The sequence below is a fragment of the Sphingobium sp. GW456-12-10-14-TSB1 genome (assembly GCF_059424385.1).
The window spans coordinates 969,520-988,775 of the sequence record NZ_JBWKZI010000002.1 but is presented as its reverse complement, the minus strand read 5'-3'; the positions used below and the strand labels follow the sequence as shown (position 1 = coordinate 988,775).

Here is a 19,256-nt window from a genome sequence, read left to right as displayed (position 1 = left end):
CCGTCATCCCGTCAGAGAGATGCGGCTTTTCGGGAGGGAATCATCTTGCGCACCAGTCATCTGAGCCTGCTCATCTCCACCAGCCTTGCCGCCGCGTTCGCAGTTCCCGCTTCGGCGCAGGATCAGTCGGCGGCTAACGCGGTCGTGAGCGATCCCAACGAGATTATCGTCACGGCCCAGAAGCGGGCACAGAGCGTGCAGGACGTTCCCATCTCGATCACTGCGGTCGCCGGATCTTCGCTCGGCACGCTACAGATGCGCAGCGGCACCGAAATCGCCCGACAGACACCCAATCTCTCGGTCAGCGTGCTGGGCAATGAGGACCAGCCCAAATTCTCGGTCCGCGGCATCGCCCAGTCGGCATTCGACCTTAACGCTTCCTCGCCCACTGGCATTTTCTACGACGAAGTTTTCGTCCGCGCTTCCTTCCTCGGTGGCGCGCAACTGTTCGATATGGACCGGGTAGAGGTGCTGCGCGGTCCCCAGGGCACGTTGTTCGGCAAGGAAACCGTGGGTGGCGCTGTCAGCTATATCACCCGGGCGCCGCAATTCGACAATTCGGGCTTCATTTCGGCCGAGCTTGGCAATTATAGCTATGTTGGCCTGCAGGGCGCGGCCAATACCCAACTTGTCGAAGATCGTCTCGCCTTGCGCGTCTCTTTCAATACCAGCGACAGCGACGGTTTCGTCAAGAATCTGTTGCCAGGAGGACGTGACAAGTCGAACTTCAACAAGGTCGCGATCCGCACCGCGCTTAAATACAAGGATGATGCGGGCTTCGACGCAACCCTGCGCTACAGTTTCACCCGTAGCGCACCCGAAGCCGTCGGCACCAACGTCACGGGATATCTGCCAGGCAACACCAATGCATTCGGATTTGACCCGCGCCGTGACCCCAATACCGGCGAACTGCTCGGCCCGCGCGAGGGCTATTATGACCGGGACGGTCGCATCCGGGTACGCGGCGATGGCGTCAGTCTCACGCTCAACAAGGATCTGGGCAATGTCGCGCTGACGTCCATCTCCTCCTACCTTAAGGGCTATTTCCTCAACGAAGTTGACGGTGACGGCAGTGCCGCCAATCTGTTGGCTCTGGATTTCGAGGCAAGGACAAAGGAATATTCACAAGATCTTCGTCTTGCGACGCAGTTTGACGGACCGTTTAACCTGATCGCGGGCCTTTATTATTTCCGCGATACGCTCGACAACCTGTTCCATGTGTCGCAGTTCGACGGAGGCTTCGACGCGCGGCAAACCTATCGTCAGACGCGGACCTCCTATGCCGCATATATGGACGGTAGCTTCAACTTCTCGCCGACATTTAGCCTCTATGGCGGTGTCCGAGTGACGCATGACAAGGCGAAAATGCGCAATTTCCAGTCGGTCGTGAACATTCCCGGCCTTGGCATTCCGACGACCAATGTCGATTATACCGAGACCCAGCCCAGTGGCCGGTTGGGCCTGCGATACAAGGCATCGTCCGATTTCATGGCGTTCGTCCAATATGCGCGAGGTTATCGCAGCGGCGGCTTTAACGGGGGTGCGGTTGTGTTCCCAGGTGACCTGACGACCGCCAAGCCCGAATTTCTCGACGCCTATGAAGCCGGGATCAAGAGCCGGTTGTTCGACCGGCGCGTGACATTGAACCTGTCTGCATTCCACTATCAGTTCAAGGATCAGCAGTTCATCGATTCGATTTCGGTGATCAACCAGGCGCTGGTCAATGCGGGCAAATCCCGGATCAATGGCATAGAGGCGGAAATCACTGCCAGCATCACGCCACAGTTGCGGCTATCGACCGGACTTGGATTGCTCGACGCGAAATATACGAGCCTGATACTCAACGGTACGGACCTTGCCGGCAATCGCATGATCGAAGCGCCCAAATTCTCGATGAGCGCCGCGGCAGACTACAGGATTCCGCTCAGCGCTTCGGCCGAACTGACGCTCCATGGCGACATGGTCCACAAAAGCTCTCAGTTCTTCACGGCCTATAACGACAAGGTCTTTCCCTTCAGCCTTGGCCGTACGCCGGGATTCGAAGAATATAATGCGCGGATCGGCGTTTCCTTTGACGACGGGCAATATGAAGTCGGGCTGTGGGGCAAGAATCTGACCGGAAACGACACGCTGGTTGGCGTCGGTATCGAAACGAACACCTTCCTGCGGTTCGGGACTGTCCCCTATCCGCGCCGCTACGGCATCGATTTTCAGGCGAAATTCTGATGATGCCGTACAGGGCCAATCCGGGGCTGCTTGTCGCCCTGATCGCCAGTCTCGTCGCCATTGCCGGGCTCTTCCTCGCTTCAGCGATCCAGACCGGCGACGGCGTGACTGTTTCGGAGGTCCATTTCCGGGGCGCAAGCGGCGCGCAAATGCGAGCATTGCTGTTCCGGCCGCGCGCAGCGACAAGTGCGAAGCCCGCACCTGCCATCCTTGCCGTCCATGGTTATCTCAACAGCGCGGAGATGCAGGCCAACTTTGCAACTGAATATGCCCGCAGAGGCTATGTCGTGCTGGCGCCCGACCAGCGCGGACATGGCGGCAGCGACCCCGTCGCCTTCGCCGATGGTTTTGGCGGCCCGGATGCGCTCGCCTATCTTCACAGCCTGCCTTTCGTCGATCGCCGCAATATCGGGCTGGAGGGACACAGCATGGGCGGGTGGACCGTGCTCAGCGCGGCCAAAGCGATGCCCGACGGCTATCGTTCGCTCGTGCTGGAAGGCTCAAGCGTTGGGGCGCCCTTTGCGCCAGAGGGCACACGGGCTTTCCCGAAAAACTTGCTGGTCGTTTTCGGGACGCGCGACGAATTTGGCGGCTTCATGTGGGGGCCTGAATCGCCACTGGCGACCGGCGCGGTCAAGAAGCTGCGCGACCTGTTCGGCAGTACCGAACCGATCGTACCGGGGCGCCTCTACGGTCGGATCGCAGATGGCAACGCCCGCATGCTGCTGACGCCCGCCGTGACCCATGCATGGTTGCACCAGTCGTCCGCCGGCATCACCCCTGCGCTCGACTGGTTCAGTCGCACATTGGACGGGGGCAGGGCGCTTGACGTCACGGATCAGGTCTGGCCGTGGCGGGAGGCGGGTAATTTCGTGGCGCTCATGGCAGTGCCCCTGCTGATAGCCGGATTGATCGCGGCTTCGGCAACTTTTTTCGCCACAAGGTCCGCGCCCAAGCAGAATCCGGCCCCGCCGCCATCGGGGGCCAGGCCGATCGCCAAACTTGTCGCCATAGCGCTTCTCCCCGCTTTGCTGTTCATTCCGGCCTGCATGGCGACCGAAGCCTTGCTCGGCCAGAACGCCCTTTTCCGGCAGACATTCACAAACCAGTTTGCAGGTTGGGCCCTGCTCAGCGCTTTGATCTCCCTATTCATGCTGCGGCGCAAGGCCGGGGGTCTGGGCATGCGTGAGGTGCCGCGTGCATTGGCGCTTGCCGCGATCATTCTGTTGCCCGCTTACCTGCTGGTGCTGGGGGCGGACCAGCAGCTTCACGTCAATCCTTCCTGGTGGTTCATCACCATCCGTCCGATCTCGCTGGAGCGCGCGCGCGATTTCCTTCTTTATGCGCCCTTCTTCGTGATGAGCTGTCTCTGCTCGCTGCAACTGATACAGGCCGTTTCGCCGCTTGATGTCGGCAGCATGGGCGGCGCGGTGGCCCGTGCCATGGCTGCGCTGGCTGGCGGGTTCGCCCTTTTCCTCGTTGCCCAATATGGCGTGCTGGCGGCCACGGGTCACCTGCTTATGCCTGGAGAGGGACTGCGCGTGATTTCGGCGATCGGCTTTGCGGTGATTCTGGCTTTTGTCGGCCTGTTCGGCGCCGTGTCGCAGCGCAGCCATGGTTCGGTCGTGCCGGGCGCCCTTGTGTCGGGGCTATTCGTTACTTGGCTTCTCGTCGCCACCCAACCGATCGGAGTGTGACATGAGGCGCTTTGTTGCGGCTCTCGCCGCCTCCATGCTCCTGACCGATGCAGCGGAAGCGGCGGCAGCATCCACCGGCGCGCCGCAACTGCGGTTCGTTTTCGAGGAACGCGTTGATCTAGGGCCGAGCGAACCGGCCGGCGAAGGGCCGCATGGCACCGGGAACAGAATCGCTCTGCTGGGCGGCACAGTCAGCGGTCCGGCCTTGAGCGGGGCAGTCGTTCCCGGCGGGGCAGACTGGCAACTGATCCGCAAGGATGGATGTACGGAGATTGTCGCCGATTATTTCATCCGCACGCATGACGAGGCTCTGATCCATGTACGCAACCTGGGCCTTGCGTGCGCGGCAGACGGCCAGCGTATCGCTTATGCACGGGCGAACCCCGTTTTCACCGCTCCGCTCGGCAACCATGAATGGCTTAACAAGTCGGTCTTCACCTCGACGATCGAGCCGGTAGTGCTTGGCGGCCAGCTTCGCCAAGTCATTGTGCGCTTCTATGAAGTCCTTTGACCAAAGCGCCGCATCCGTCGGGTTTGGCCTCCACGACGATTATGTCTATGCGGGATGGCATGGTTCAACGACCCAAATCAGACGAAAACGCCTCACGCGACCTGGCGGCAGTGCGGCAAGTGCGACTGGTCGAGCATCTTGGTGGCGCCGGGCATGCCAAGGTGGAGGATCTGGCGCAGTTGTTGGGCGTAACGCCACAGACGATCCGTGGGGACTTACGCCAGCTGGACGAGCAGGGCGCGGTTTCACGCGTGCGGGGCGGAGCCATGCTGCGATCGCGGCTCGACAATATCGGCTATCATTCGCGTCAGGCCATGGCAGCCGACGCGAAAGGCCGGATTGGCAAAGCCGCAGCGGATCTGGTGCCGGACGGTGTGTCGCTCTTCATCAATATCGGCACCACCGTGGAAGCGGTTGCCACCTTCCTGGCCCAGCGCCAACGGTTGATGGTCGTCACCAACAACCTCAATGTCGCCGAAATACTTGCCGATGCACGGGGGATAGAGGTCATCGTGGCGGGCGGTCGGCTGCGGGCGGAGGACCGCGCTGTTGTAGGTCCGCTCACGGTCGATTTCCTCGGCGCTTTCAAGGTGGATTATGCGGTAATCGGTGCGAGCGCGCTCGATGCGGATGGCAATCTGCTCGATTTCGACATAGACGAGATCAAGGTTTCGCAATCGATCGTCGCGCATGCCCGTCATGTTGTCCTTGTCGCGGATTCCTCGAAGCTTTCTCGCCACGCGCCGGTGCGCTTCGCGACGATGAACGATGTCGATACCTTCGTAACCGACCGGATCACCGATCCGCGCCTTGCACAAATCTGTGCCGAAATGGGCGTTCGGGTCATCGCGACAGACCCGGCGTGATCAGCATGCCGTATCAGGAGCCATGCCCTGTACCGCGCGGCAGCCTTGCAACGCCGCCCTTTCTGGACGTTCGGGACATGATTTGATGCCAGATTCAGCGACAGACCCGGAAATGCCCCCAGCCAACCCTCCGCACGGCATGCCTGCGATATACGATATTCTGGTCATTGGCGCTGGCATCAATGGCGCGGGGATCGCGCGCGATGCCGCGGGCCGAGGCCTGAGCGTCCTTGTCATGGAGGCAGGGGATATAGCCCGCGGTACCTCTTCGGCATCGACCAAGCTCATTCATGGCGGTCTGCGCTATCTTGAGCATTTCGAATTTGCGCTGGTACGGGAATCGCTGGCGGAGCGAGAGCGCCTGTGGAAGATCGCCCCGCACGCGGTTCGACCGATGCGCTTCGTTTTGCCGCACCGTTCGGGCCTGCGCCCGCGATGGCTGCTAAGGCTTGGTCTGTTCCTTTACGACCATATTGGCGGCCGCCGAAAGCTGCCGCCGACCAGTACGCTTGACCTGCGGACACATGAGGCTGGAAAGCCGCTGAAACATGGTTTCCGCACCGCCTTTGCCTATTCGGATTGCTGGGTCGACGATGCCCGCATGGTCGTGCTTAACCTGCGCGATGCGGCTGATCGAGGGGCAACCGTCCTGCCGCATACGCCTGTTGCCGGTCTTGAGCGGGCGCAGGGCGTCTGGCGCATCCGCGCAGGCAATGGCACGCAATATGCGGCGCGCGCCGTGGTCAACGCCGGCGGGCCGGCTGTGCTTGACGTGCTTGACCTCGCCGGCCAGCGTGGCAGCCAGCGCATGCGGCTGGTCCGCGGTTCGCACATCGTCGTATCCCGCTTGTTCGACCATGATTTTTCCTATTTCTTCCAGCTCCCCGACGGACGCATCTTCTTTGCCATTCCCTACGAGCAGGACTTCACCATGATCGGCACGACCGATGCCGACCACAGCGGTTCACTGACCGACATCAGGCCCGATGCCGCCGAGATCGCCTATCTCTGCGAGGGCGCGAACGGCTATTTCCGCAAGCAGATCACGCCCGCCGACATAGTGTGGAGCTTTGCTGGTGTTCGCCCGCTGATCGATGACGGATCGGGCCGGCCGGAAGCGGCGACGCGCGGTTATCGGCTCGATCTGTCGGAGGCGATCGAGGGCGCGCCTTTGCTCAGCGTGTTCGGTGGCAAGCTTACCACCTACCGCCATCTCGCGCAGTCGGCGATCGACCTCCTGGCCAGTCGGATACCGGAACTGGCAGGCCCCGGCTGGACCGACAGCGTGGCCCTTCCCGGCGGCGACTTCCCGATGGACGGGGCTGCCAAGCTGGTGGAGGAACTCATCGCGCACTATCCCTTCCTCCAGCGCGGCTGGGCGGAGCGGCTCATCGCCTCTTATGGCAGGCGCGCCTGGCTCGTGCTGGGCGGCGCGCAGGGTTTGCAGGATTGCGGCGTTCACTTTGGCCATGGCCTGACCGCATGCGAGGTCGATTATCTGATCGCGCAGGAATGGGCGCGAAAGGCTGACGACATACTCTGGCGGCGCAGCAAGCTGGGCCTGCATCTTTCCGCCGTGCAGGTGGCAAGCCTGGAATCCTACCTGGGCACCAAAATGGGAGCGTCATGATGAAGGCGGTGCTGGCAATCGATCAGGGCACGACGTCGACCCGCGCGCTGATTGTGGGCCAAGATGGCGCAATTGTAGCGCGAGCGCAGGTCGAATTGCACCAATCCTATCCCCGGACCGGCTGGGTGGAGCATGATCCGGAGACGATCTGGCGCGATGTGGTGGCAACCGCGCGGCAGGCTCTTTCGCAGGCCACAGAAGCTGGAATTGACGTTGTCGCCATCGGGATCACCAACCAGCGGGAAACCTTTGTGGTGTGGGACCGGGAGACCGGCAGGGCCGTTCATCCCGCGATCGTCTGGCAGGACCGGCGTGGCGCGGCTTTATGCGAACGCCTGATCGGGGAAGGCGTGGAAACGGAAGTATCGGCGCGCAGCGGCCTTCTGCTTGATTCCTACTTCTCGGCCAGCAAACTGGCCTGGCTTCTCGATACCATGCCGGGTTTGCGGGGCGACGCAGAGGCGGGCAAATTGGCCTTCGGGACGATCGACACCTATTTGTTGTGGCGGCTGACGGATGGCCGCGTTCACGCAACCGATCCCAGCAACGCCGCGCGCACCCTGCTCTTCGATATTGAGCGGATGGATTGGTCGGACGAACTTTGCGCGTTGTTCGGCATATCCCGCACTATGCTGCCACAAGTGATGGACAATGACGCCCTGTTCGGTACCGTCGACGCAGCTGTCCTAGGACGGGCGTTGCCGATTACGGGCATGGCCGGCGACCAGCAGGCCGCGCTGATCGGGCAGGGATGTCTGAAAGCCGGTCAGGTCAAGATCACTTATGGCACCGGCGCCTTTGGCCTGATGCACACTGGCGACACGATCAGCCGATCGCGTCATCGGCTCCTTTCTACCGTCGCCTACCGTGTCGGGGGGCAGACCTGCTATGCGCTGGAAGGGTCCATATTCGTGGCAGGGGCGGGCGTGCAATGGCTGCGCGACCGGCTCGGCATCATCGCCTCGGCCGCTGAAACCGAAACACTTGCCCGCACTATTCCGGATAATGGCGGGGTCTATCTTGTCCCTGCGTTCGCGGGGTTGGGTACGCCGCACTGGGACTCGCAGGCCCGCGCTGTCCTGTGCGGCATGACTTTGGGCACGGGCGCGGCGCATGTGGCCAGAGCGATGCTGGAGGCGGTCGCGTATCAAAGCGAAGAACTGATCGACACGATGCGCGAAGATACCGGGCTTTGTGCCGATCTGATCCGGATCGATGGCGGCATGGCGCATAACGCATGGCTCTGCCAGTTTCTGGCCGATGTGCTGGCAACGCCGGTCCGGCGCCCGGACAATGTCGAATCCACAGCGCTTGGCGCGGCCTTTCTTGCTGGCACAGCCGCCGGAATTTGGCCGTCGCTGGCCGACACGCCATCTTCGTCAAACAGGGATGCGGTGTTCGAACCCGCGCTGGCAGCCGCCGAACGCGCGCGGCTGATTGCGGGGTGGCGTGACGCGGTGGCCAGGACCAGGCACCGTACGAACGTGGAATGAGCAGGGTCCGGCGGTCCTACCAATAATTCTCCAGCGCCTTCTGGCAGCGAGATTGTGCCGCTACGATCGGGGCCTGACAGGCATCGTCCAGATGATCCAGAATCTGGACGCTTGCCGACAATAGTTCGCGCGCAGCGTCGTCGGGCAGTGCGGCGCTGCGAGTCCGGCGCATTAGAATGGAAGACGCGAGCGCCCTGGCCATGAAATGCATCAGGGGATTGGCTGCAATGTCGGCAATTTCCCGAATGAAGCTGTACCAGGCTGTGCCAAGGGCGGTACCATTGTTGGCCTGCTGCATCTGAACGAACGCGTACCGGATACGGTTCAGCCCCTCCAATGTGCGCCTTTGCCGCGCAAGTTCGATCATGCCGGTATTGATCTGGTCAAGCACCTCCCGGCAATCGGCAGTGGAAACACGCTGTGTGGCTAAATACGCATTGGCGACATGCAGCGCGCATCCTGTTCCCGACGCGCTGGCAAAAACGCCTCCCGCTCTGCCGCGGCGGACCTTCACGATCCGGGCATCGGCAAGTATACGTACAGCTTCGACCGCCACCTCAAGGCTTACGCCATAGTCGCTGCTGATGTCGGAAAGTGATCCCAGGAAAATGTCCCGGTCCTGCGATACGGAAATTCTTCCAAGCAGAAGATTGGCAAGCCATTCGGCAAGATTGTCGCTCCGGTCGGGCGCCGGCATTGCATCCCTAACCCCCTGAAAGCGCAGTAACGAACGCACCATCTCGGAAAGGGCATCGTTCCGGCTGGCCAGTGATGGAGCAAGCCAATGCGCTGCTTCGTTCAGGACATTATGGGCCTGATCAAGGCGCAGTTCGTCGGCAGCCTTTGCAACCGTTTCCCCCAAACTCGGCGCTGTGACCCAAAGCCCGCCCAGGCCGTTCCCACCGCGGCGCGGAGCAAGGACACCGCGTTGCTGCAATATGCGACTGGTCTGCCGCACAATCCTGCGACCAACACCAAATTCCTTTGAAAGGACGCTTTCGGTAATGGGTCGATGCGGCAGGGGAGCGTTGCAAATCCATTGCTCAACTCTGTCTGCGATCGACGAAGAGTTGGAAAGCGTATCGGCATGTTCGTTGATCACCCGCCTGAACAACTCTCGCGCTCTGGCGCGCTGCGGGTTGTCAAATCCCGGCCCTGTCATTGTGTCGGGCAATGACGAAACGGTCAGATCGCTCTCCATCCCCAACCTTGCCGATCAGCATCCAGAACATTTTCTGATATGAGCTGCGTTGAATGTTTAAGTTCATACGCAGGGCAAGGCCACAAAAATCGGACAAAGAACTGGCCCGCGCGGCTTGAATAGGCAGGTGGGCGCAGTTCTCAACCAGGTGTGATCAAACTGAAGTTCAGCGCAACGCGCAATCTGGCTGAACCGCAACATGCGGCACGAAAAGGGGTAGATATTGCCTTGGCGGGCGATGGATACAGCTCGTGGATTACGCAGTTCCGCTGGCAAAACCAGCCTCACTGCCTATTGTCCCGAAAAACATCTCAATCACACGCTAAGCAGATCACCCACCAGAGCTTTTACAGCTGTCTGTTGTGTTGTTGACCCTAGCGCATCAAACCTGCCGACCGCAGCGCATCCTCGATAATCTTCTGAACGCTGCCCTTATTCGCGGCGGCTCGTGCCGGTTTGACCGACGATAGGGTTTCAAGTCCTGTTTTGGCCGTCGAAAGTGAATTTGGCGTTTCTACTGTCGCTCGATCCATTGGTTTGGGGCGTTGTACGACCTTTTGATCGTTCAGAAGGCCCCATGACGCCGCGATCCGTCGTGTGGAGGAGATACCGGCTTCCAGCATGTGCGGCATCGGTGTTCCGCATGCGTCATTGCCGGTGGTGGCAAGCGGCGTGCCATGGCCCATACCCGTGATGCGATAATCCTCGATCAGAGCGCGACCCTTTGCGTCGTGCCAGATGCGATAGCGATGACCGGAAATATCCTCAGTCGAGTTCGGCGCTTCGTCCAGTTCGTGGACCGAGAGCCATTGGGCCAGGATTGCGTCGGCATTGCTGCTCTTGACGGTTTGGTCAGCCGCGCCATGCCAGATCGCAATGCGCGGCCAGGGACCGGCGTGATCGGATGCGCTTCGTACGCGATCACCAAGCTGGTCGCCAGAGAGCGTGTCAGGCGCGCGCATCGCTTCCAGCGCCTGCTGAACATTGGAGGCCGCGCCAAAGGGCAGCCCGGCTATGATCGCGCCCCCAGCGAATAATTCCGGATAGCTCGCCAGCAATATCGAGGTCATCGCGCCCCCAGCTGACAGGCCAGTGATGAATATGCGCGATGTGTCGATCCCATGGGCGTCGATCATGGTTCCGATCATCTGGCGGATCGACAATGTTTCGCCACGGTCGCGGACATTATCCGCGCGGGAAAACCAGTTGAAGCAGAGATTGGGATTGTTGGAGCGCTGCTGTTCTGGAAATAGCAGGATGAAGCCATGATCATCGGCAAGCTGTGACCATCCAGCACCATGATCATAGCCGTCCGCAGTCTGGGTGCAGCCATGCAGGACGACGACCAGTGCCGGCTTTTGAGCGACTTGCGCGGGGACGTAGCATTTCGCCTTCAATGCGCCGGGATTGGTGCCAAAGGATTCAACCTCCTGCAATCGGCTCGGCTGGTTTGCCTCCATTGTCGGACCTGCGGCGGCGCGCATGGCCACCAACTGGGCGATATTCGCGGACAATTTTCTCATGAAATGACCTCCGGCCTTGAAGAGTGGCCAAGCTGGCCATGATAATCGGCGGCGGATTATGCTGCACTGCACAATATGGCGATCGACATCGCTACGGCAAGGTCAAAGTTCAAAATTTTCAGGTTCGCCCGCTGACGGGCGGACATTGTCCCGGTCCAGGTCTCCGGTAACGAAAAAGGCGGCGAGGTTGCCCCCGCCGCCCCAGCATCAATGCTGCATCGAATGTTTGATGTCGCGCATCTCATCATGGCCGGCCTTGACCGACATATAGCTGGTTTCGACCAGGTCGCGTACGGCTGGGCTCAGCTTTCTGTCTTCCAGCGCATCCTCGAACTTGGCTTTGATATGATCTTCGCCAGCTTCGACTTCGTTGATGATCGCCTTGTCATCATTGCCCGTCACGACCGACTTGAGGTTAAGGAACATGCGATGGGCGCCTGCCAGCAGAGTGCCGTCATCTTCCGGGTTGCCGCCGAGCGCTGCGACCTGCTGCTGCAAGCGAGTGGCAATGGCGCGCCGTTCGCCAGCACGGCTGGTGAACAGGGCAGTGAAGCGGCTGTTCTCGCTGTCCTTGGCGGCTTCGGTATAGCCATCGGCGCTGTCGATCGTCGTCGCGATCAGGCTGTTGAGGGTCGAAATATCGTGGCTGTTGTCGGACATGGGGATTTCCTCCTGTGGGGGTGGCAGTCACCCCGGCGTCGGGCGACTGCTTGGTCCATCAACGACGATCCCTCCGGAAAGTCGCATCGATTATGCCCGGCTTAACCTCTATCAGTATGATTTTTCGCCGGCCGATTGCACCTCGTCAGTATGGACGTCGAACCGGACGAGATTGGTCGGGCCGAATGCCGTAGTGAGCGCCACATCGGTAGCGTCGCGTCCGCGCGCCATCAGGATGCGGCCTATGCGTGGCTGGTTGTGGCGGGCGTCGCGTGTGTACCAGTTGCCGTCGATATAGACGTCGAACCAGGCGCTGAAGTCCATAGGTGCGTCGACTGGCGGGACGCCTATGTCGCCCAGATAACCGGTGCAGTAACGCGCGGGGATATTCATGCAGCGGCACAGGGTAACGGCTAGATGCGCAAAATCCCGGCACACGCCCCGCTGTTCCTGAAAGGCGTGCCACGCGGTCATGTCCGAGCGGGCATGATGATAGCCAAATTCTATATGGTTGTGGACGAAATCGACGATCGCATCGACCCGTGCCTTGGCCGTCGTATAATGCGCGAAATTGCCCCAGGCGAACGCCATCAACCGGTCCGTCTCGCAATAGCGACTGCCCAGCAGGAAGGGCATCACGGCATCGGGCAATTCTTCGACCGGCGTGTGCGGACCGTCGGGGGCGGGAACGTCCACCAAACCGCTATCCTCGATCACGAAATCGCATGACAGGGTGACGCCGCCCGCGGGAATGGTGAGGCGCGTGGCGACATTTCCAAACCCGTCTTCAAAATGATAGAGCGGTACATCCGGGTCGGCCAGCAACCGCTGGGGCGTGCGCAGGTCGAGATGCCGGGAAGGATGCAGGCTGAGCAGCGCCATGATCGCTGTCTTATTCTGTGTTTCAAATCTGATGTCATATCCGCAACGGATCAGCATGGACGGGACTTTCCTGAGGTGCCGACGGAGCGGCCGTTAATGGCATTGTTTGGGGCAGGGCGACGCGGGCCGGGGATCAGTGCAGACCGGGGCGCTGGCCAAATGGCTCCGGCAAGCGCATCAGGGTGGTATGACTATGCAGGAAACCCCGGTGCCGACCGCTATGACGGATAACAAAAAGGGTCGTCGGCTTGGGCATGGGGAAATATCCTGATGGCCGGAGACGGGACGGGTGCATTGTTGGGTCTGAACGATCCGGCACCGTTCGGGCTATTCAACGCAGCAGGCGCTTCCCCGTTCCTGCTGATAGGTGATCATGCAGGAGCGGCCATTCCGGCTGCATTGGGCGACCTTGGCCTGAGCGCTGCCGACCGGCGGCGTCACATTGCCATCGATATTGGCGTTCATGAACTGGGGCATAGACTGGCCGAACGGCTCGATGCGGCCTTTCTGTACCAGACTTATTCGCGCCTCGTCATCGATTGCAATCGCGATCCCGTGCGCGACGATGCGATCCCGGCAGTTTCCGACGGGAGCCGTATCAATGGCAATGAAGCGCTGGACGCGACGGCCCGCGCCGCGCGGGTGGCGGCGATCCACGCACCCTATCATCGGGCGATCAGCGACATGATTGCGGCGCGATGCGCGTCCGGGCGCGACACCATCCTGCTGTCGCTGCACAGCTTCACGCCGGTCATGGACGGGATCGCCCGACCATGGGATGTGGGTGTGCTGCATTGGCGTGGCCGCACCGATTTTGCCCATGCCATGCTGGCTACGTTACGGGATGACGGCGTCCTGGCGGTGGGAGACAATGTCCCCTATGCCATGGACGCGACCGACTTTACCGTGCCATTCCATGCGTTTGCCCGCGACCTTTCCTATGCGGAAATAGAAGTGCGGCAGGATTTGATTGGCCACAGCGAAGGACAACGCATCTGGGCCGACCATCTGCGCCGCGCCGCAGAAGCAGCTTTACTGCGTATCAGCGAATAGTGTCCCGGCATGATACTCACCGTCAATTGCACTTGTGCTAGCGCTGGCAACGATTTAGGCACAACCCATGCCCGACCCAGAAATCATGGCGCTGCAAGTCGCCTCGGACGATGATGTAGCCGTTGCGTTGACGCCGCTCGTGCCAGGGCAGGTGGTCGTCTTGGCTGACTGCCAAGTCACCCTTGTCGACGCGATTGCACCGGGCCACAAATTTGCGGTCCATGACATAACTGCCGGAAGCGCCGTCCGCCGCTATCGTGCCCCGATCGGGGTGGCGACACGGGATATCGGCGTTGGCCAACATGTGCATAGCCACAATGTGAAAACCGCGCTGCGCGGCGAACTGGCCTATCATTATGTGGCCAAGCCTGTTGAGACGGTCGAAAGGCCGGTTGATACGCAGCCCGGTTTCATGGGCTATGTGCGGCAGGACGGCAGTGTCGGCATCCGCAACGAAATATGGATTTTACCCTCGGTGGGCTGTGTCGGACGCCTGGGCGAACGACTGGCGCGCTGGGGTGATGGGCTGGTTAGCGATCATGTCGATGGCGTTCATGCATTCAACCATCCTTTTGGCTGTTCGCAATTGGGGCATGATCTGGAAGGCACGAGCGCGATCCTGGCCGCACTGGCACAAAATCCCAATGCTGGCGGAGTGCTGATTTTAGGGCTCGGTTGCGAATCCAATCAACTCGACCTGATATTGACCCGGATTCCGCGGGAAATGCGCGCACGGATACGCACGGTAAGGGCGCAAAGCGAGCAGGATGAATTTGCCGCGGGCAAGGCGGCACTGGAGGCGCTGGCTGAACGGATGGCGCAGGATGTGCGCAAGCCCGTACCATTGTCGGCGCTGCGGCTGGGGGTCAAATGCGGCGGTTCCGACGCCATGAGCGGCCTGACCGCTAACCCCCTGATCGGCCGGATGGCCGATGCGGTCACGCAGGCAGGCGGCACCGCGGTCCTGACCGAAATTCCCGAGATGTTCGGGGCCGAACAATTGCTGCTCGTGCGCGCGGAAAATGAGGCTGTGTTCCATCGGCTGACCCGGGTGGTCAACCGGTTCAAACGCTATTTCCTGGACCATGGTGAACCGGTGTCGGAAAATCCCAGTCCAGGCAATATTGCAGGCGGCATCACCACGCTGGAGGAAAAATCGCTCGGCGCGGTGCAGAAGGGTGGGCTCTCGAACGTCGTCGATGTCATTGATTATGGCCATATCGCGACCCGGACAGGCCTGACTATATTGGAGGCACCGGGCAACGATGCTGTATCGACGACAGCATTGGCAGCGGCGGGGGTGACACTGACGCTATTTTCCACTGGCCGCGGCACGCCGCTCGGCAGCCCAGTGCCAACGATGAAGATCGCCTCCAACTCTGCCCTTGCGGCGGCCAAACCAGGCTGGATCGACTTTGACGCAGGTATGGTCCTGACCAATGGCATGGACGCAGCGGCTAGCGCGTTGCTGGATCGTATCATCGCGGTCGCCAGCGGCGAACCGGCGTGCAACGAACGTAATGATGAGCGTTCGATCGGTATCTGGAAACGCGGCGTCACTCTGTAACAGCGGCAAGGCGTCCCTATACAAACCGCCATTTGAGCGGCATGCAGCAATTATGGACTCCGTTGATAAGACCCTGGACGAACTTGGCTGGCGCCCGTTTTTCAGCGCGCAAATGTCAGAATTGGGCGATAGCGGGTCCAGGCCGTTTCGCGTTATGGCCGTGCATCGCGGTAAGATCGTGGTCGCTGGCGAGGGTGGGGCTCTAGACATTCAGCCCGGCTTTGGCGACGGCTTGGCGGCGGAGGATCATCCCACTGTCGGCGACTGGGTGCTTGTCGACAGCGCCACTTGCCAGATCACGCATATCTTGCAGCGCGCCAACCTGTTCAAACGGCGCGCGCCGGGTGGTGACCAGAAAACGCAGTTGATCGCTGCCAATGTCGATACGCTGTTCATCGTCGCCTCCTGCAATCAGGATTTCAGCATTCCCCGGCTGGAGCGTTATCTGATCCTGGCGCGCGACGTAGGGGTTCATCCCGTAATCGTCCTGACCAAGACCGATCTGACCGACAAGCCAGAGGCTTTCGCAGCGGCGGCGCGCGATTTGCAGCCGGGATTGGAGGTGGAAAGCATCAATGGCAAAGACCCCGCCAGCGCCGCCCGCCTGTCGCGCTGGTGTGGCATGGGTCAAACGGTCGCGCTTGTCGGATCGTCCGGCGTCGGCAAATCCACGCTGGTCAACACATTGCGCGGCTCTGATACTATCGCGACCCAGGCCATCCGCACAGCCGACGACACCGGACGGCACACCACGACAGTGCGGGAAATGCATCGGCTGGACCATGGCGGCTGGCTGCTCGACACGCCGGGGATGCGCGAATTGCAGCTTACCGATGTGGCGTCGGGCCTTGCCGCTGTGTTCGCCGACATTGTCGAGGCCGCCGAGCAGTGCCGCTTTTCGGACTGCGCCCACAACAGCGAACCGGGTTGCGCGGTCCAAATGGCGATCGCAAATGGCGTATTCACGCCCACCCGCCTGGATCGCTGGCGTGCCCTGGTTGCGGAGGAAGCCTATAATAGCGCCAGCCCGGCAGAACGCCGCGCGCTTGACCGTCTTGCAGCGGCGGCGGCCAGGCGAAAATAGGTTGTGCCGGTTGCGCGGTTCATGCCCGTCCAACGGATGATCGACGAAGCGCAGGGCGCACCGCCCCAGCGCTGAACCGACTGGACAGATCGCTGCAGATCAGCATCTAATGCGCGCGACACAGTCAAAGGTGGGCGGCATGGCGATCAGTCTGACGGTAAATGGCAAGAAGCGGCAGGTGGAGGGTGATCCGGCCAAGCCGTTGCTATGGGTGTTGCGCGAGGATCTTGACCTGGTCGGCACCAAATTCGGCTGCGGCGCCGGGCTTTGCGGCGCTTGTACTGTTCATGTCGACGGACAGGCGGTGCGGTCGTGCCAGACCCTGCTGGGCGATGTGAAGGGCGCAGCGGTCACCACGATCGAGGGTGCGGCAGCCACTGACGTTGGCAAGCGCATTGCCGCCAGCTGGATCGCCCAGGACGTCCCTCAATGCGGCTATTGCCAGGCCGGGCAGATTATGAGCGCAACCGCGCTGCTCAGCCAGACGCCCAAGCCCACCGACGAGGATATTGACGCCGCGATGATCGGCAATCTGTGCCGCTGCTCCACCTATGTCCGCATCCGCGCCGCGATCAAGGCGGCCGCGGCATGAGCCGCGCGACACTCTCCCGCCGCGGGTTCATTTCCGCGTCACTGATCGCGGGCGGCGGATTGCTGTTCGATCTTGCCGTGCCGATCGCGAAGGCGGCGGACGGCACGCCGGTCATCATCAACGCCTTCATCCGCATCCTGCCGGACAATCGCGTCATCATCGGCGCGAAAAATGCTGAAATCGGCCAAGGCGCCAAGACGATGCTGCCGATGCTCATCGCGGAGGAACTGGACGTCGACTGGGCGCAGGTCAGCATCGAACAAACCCATGCCGACGCCAAGATTTTCGGCGGGCAGAGCGCAGGCGGCAGCCGGACGACCCCGCGTGAATGGCTGCCCATGCGGCAGGCTGGAGCGGCGGCGCGCGCGATGCTGGTCGCCGCTGCAGCAGCGCAATGGGGCGTTGCGGCAGAGATGCTGACGACCGGCAGCGGCAAGGTGACCGACCCCAAAACCGGCAAGTCGATCCCGTACGCCACACTGGCAGGCGCAGCGGCGAAGCTGCCAGCCCCCGATCCCGCGACGCTCAAACTGAAAGACCCGGCAAATTTCCATATCATCGGGCAGTCGGTCGGCGGTGTCGACACGCCTGCCATCGTCGCGGGCAGGCCGCTGTTCGGCATCGATGTCAAGCTGCCGGGCATGCTCCATGCTGTGCTGGAAACCTGCCCGGCATTTGGCGGCACGTTCAAATCGGCCAATCTGGACGCCGTGCGCGCGCTGCCCGGCATTGCCCATGTGCTGACGATCAAGGGCGATGGCACCCCTGAATCCGGCTATGATGGTGTCGCGATCCTCGCCAAAAGCTGGTGGACCGCCAATCAGGCGCGCGAGACGCTGAAAGTCGAGTGGGACGACAGCGCGGTCACCGGCTTTTCGACCCAGGGCTATGCCGCGCAGGCCGCGACCCGTGCGAAGGGCAAGGCGGACGGCAATATCGTCCGCACTGGCGATGTCGATGGCGCCTTCGCGTCGGCGGACAAGGTCGTGACCGCAGACTATAGCTACCCCTTTCTCGCCCATGCCACGCTGGAACCGCAAAATTGCACGGCCCTGTTCAAGGATGGCGCCATCGAAATCTGGGCGCCGACCCAGAATCCGGAGAGCGGGCGCGGACTGGTCGCACAGGCGCTGGGCCTGCCGCCGGAGAAGATCCGCATCAATTTCTCCCGCATCGGCGGCGGTTTCGGGCGGCGGCTGATGAACGACTATATGGTGCAGGCGGCGCGCATCGCCGCGCAAGTGCCGGGCGTACCAGTCAAACTGCTCTTCACCCGCGCTGACGACATGGGCCGCGATTTCTATCGCCCGGCAGGCTGGCACGGCTTCCGTGCCGCGCTCAACAAGGATGGGGCGCTGACTGCCTTCCACGATCATTTCATCACCTTTGGCAAGGACGGCAAGCCCGTGCGGTCGGCCGAACTGTCACCCGGTGAGTTGCCTGCGGGTCTGATCGACCATGTGCTGTTCGAGCAAAGTTTCCTGTCCACCAACATGCCGACCGGCTGGCTGCGCGCCCCCGGCTCCAATGCGCTGGCCTTCGTCTATCAGGCTTTCATGGATGAGATCGCGGCGGCGGCGGGCAAGGATCTGCCTACGCTGATGCTCGAACTCCTGTCCAAGACTGCGCAGGTCAGTCAGGGAGCCAATCGCCCGCCCTTCGTCACCGCGCGCGCCAGGGGCGTGATCGAAAAAGCGCTGGCCATGGGCGACTGGGCGAACCGCACAGCGTTGCCCAAGGGGCAGGGCAAGGGCTTTGCCTTTTATTACAGCCATGCCGGCTATTTCGCCGAAGTGGTGGAGGTAGCCGTTGCCGATGGCGTGCCGAAGGTCAGGACGGTCTGGGTTGCAGGCGATGTCGGCGGCCATATCATCAACCCCATCAATGCGCTGCATCAGGTGCAGGGGTCGGTGATCGAAGGGCTGGGGCAGGCGCTCGCCGGGCAGGCCATCACCCAGGTCGCCGGAGCGATCGAGCAGGCCAATTTCGATACCCACCCGCTTCAACGCATTCCCGACACGCCAACCATCCATGTCGAATTCGTCAAGACCGATTACCCTCCCACGGGCCTGGGCGAACCCGCGCTGCCTCCAGTCATTCCCGCGCTGATCAATGCCATCCACGCCGCGACCGGCAAACGCATCAGATCACTTCCGGTGACGGCCGAGATGCTGGTCTGAAAACAACCCGGTCGGGTAGCGCGATGGGTTTTGGCGCGGCTGATTCCGGGCGGCCATTTCAGGATGCTTTCATGCCGGGATCGGCGTGGCA

At 61.5% G+C, this 19,256-nt stretch carries 15 protein-coding genes; 11 read left to right on the top strand and 4 right to left on the bottom strand.

From position 1 onward, the window contains the following. Positions 1-45 precede the first annotated feature (45 nt). The 6 genes from AC07X9_RS21690 to glpK all read left to right on the top strand — a co-directional run bounded on the left by AC07X9_RS21690 (position 46) and on the right by glpK (position 8,423). Positions 46-2,226, top strand: a complete 2,181-nt coding sequence (locus AC07X9_RS21690) for a TonB-dependent receptor (protein WP_017181246.1) — start codon at positions 46-48, stop codon at positions 2,224-2,226. Next, positions 2,226-3,923: an alpha/beta hydrolase family protein gene (locus tag AC07X9_RS21685; RefSeq protein WP_017181245.1), complete on the top strand. Its 1,698-nt coding sequence runs from the start codon at positions 2,226-2,228 to the stop codon at positions 3,921-3,923. Before AC07X9_RS21690 ends, AC07X9_RS21685 begins: the two co-directional genes overlap by 1 nt. A 1-nt stretch (position 3,924) precedes the next feature. Beyond that, entirely contained in the window at positions 3,925-4,434 is a 510-nt protein-coding gene (locus AC07X9_RS21680; protein WP_241763565.1) for a DUF3237 domain-containing protein, read from the top strand. Continuing rightward, positions 4,431-5,300, top strand: a complete 870-nt coding sequence (locus AC07X9_RS21675) for a DeoR/GlpR family DNA-binding transcription regulator (protein ID WP_017181243.1) — start codon at positions 4,431-4,433, stop codon at positions 5,298-5,300. Before AC07X9_RS21680 ends, AC07X9_RS21675 begins: the two co-directional genes overlap by 4 nt. A gap of 139 nt (positions 5,301-5,439) precedes the next feature. Next, entirely contained in the window at positions 5,440-6,930 is a 1,491-nt protein-coding gene (locus AC07X9_RS21670; protein WP_017181242.1) for a glycerol-3-phosphate dehydrogenase, read from the top strand. Next, positions 6,930-8,423 (top strand): glycerol kinase GlpK, encoded by a 1,494-nt coding sequence (gene glpK, locus AC07X9_RS21665; protein ID WP_017181241.1) that lies wholly within the window; start codon positions 6,930-6,932, stop codon positions 8,421-8,423. The genes AC07X9_RS21670 and glpK overlap by 1 nt, the downstream gene beginning before the upstream one ends. A gap of 16 nt (positions 8,424-8,439) precedes the next feature. Here glpK and AC07X9_RS21660 read toward each other — a convergent pair whose 3' ends face one another. The 4 genes from AC07X9_RS21660 to AC07X9_RS21645 form a co-directional block, all read right to left on the bottom strand. Continuing rightward, entirely contained in the window at positions 8,440-9,624 is a 1,185-nt protein-coding gene (locus AC07X9_RS21660) for a FadR/GntR family transcriptional regulator (protein ID WP_140159646.1), read from the bottom strand. Positions 9,625-9,998: 374 nt separating this feature from the next. Further along, positions 9,999-11,147, bottom strand: a complete 1,149-nt coding sequence (locus AC07X9_RS21655) for an extracellular catalytic domain type 1 short-chain-length polyhydroxyalkanoate depolymerase (protein WP_019052326.1) — start codon at positions 11,145-11,147, stop codon at positions 9,999-10,001. 207 nt (positions 11,148-11,354) lie between these two features. Further along, entirely contained in the window at positions 11,355-11,807 is a 453-nt protein-coding gene (locus AC07X9_RS21650; RefSeq protein ID WP_017181237.1) for a PA2169 family four-helix-bundle protein, read from the bottom strand. Positions 11,808-11,918: 111 nt separating this feature from the next. Further along, positions 11,919-12,746 (bottom strand): transglutaminase-like domain-containing protein, encoded by an 828-nt coding sequence (locus AC07X9_RS21645; RefSeq protein WP_017181236.1) that lies wholly within the window; start codon positions 12,744-12,746, stop codon positions 11,919-11,921. A 213-nt stretch (positions 12,747-12,959) separates the two neighbouring features. Between AC07X9_RS21645 and AC07X9_RS21640 the strand changes: the two genes are divergently transcribed. The 5 genes from AC07X9_RS21640 (at position 12,960) to AC07X9_RS21620 (ending at position 19,165) form a co-directional block, all read left to right on the top strand. After that, a complete protein-coding gene (locus AC07X9_RS21640) occupies positions 12,960-13,742 on the top strand; it encodes an N-formylglutamate amidohydrolase (RefSeq protein ID WP_017181235.1) in 783 nt (260 codons plus the stop codon). A 67-nt stretch (positions 13,743-13,809) separates the two neighbouring features. Continuing rightward, positions 13,810-15,309: a UxaA family hydrolase gene (locus AC07X9_RS21635; RefSeq protein WP_017181234.1), complete on the top strand. Its 1,500-nt coding sequence runs from the start codon at positions 13,810-13,812 to the stop codon at positions 15,307-15,309. Between the two features lie 52 nt (positions 15,310-15,361). Continuing rightward, entirely contained in the window at positions 15,362-16,393 is a 1,032-nt protein-coding gene (rsgA, locus tag AC07X9_RS21630; RefSeq protein WP_017181233.1) for a ribosome small subunit-dependent GTPase A, read from the top strand. Positions 16,394-16,532: 139 nt separating this feature from the next. Further along, the gene (locus tag AC07X9_RS21625; protein ID WP_026002074.1) at positions 16,533-16,985 is read left to right on the top strand and encodes a (2Fe-2S)-binding protein; all 453 of its coding nucleotides are present in this window, start codon (positions 16,533-16,535) and stop codon (positions 16,983-16,985) included. Next, positions 16,982-19,165 carry a xanthine dehydrogenase family protein molybdopterin-binding subunit gene (locus tag AC07X9_RS21620; RefSeq protein ID WP_017181231.1) on the top strand — a complete coding sequence of 728 codons (2,184 nt, stop codon included), beginning with the start codon at positions 16,982-16,984 and terminating at the stop codon, positions 19,163-19,165. The genes AC07X9_RS21625 and AC07X9_RS21620 overlap by 4 nt, the downstream gene beginning before the upstream one ends. Positions 19,166-19,256 lie beyond the last annotated feature (91 nt).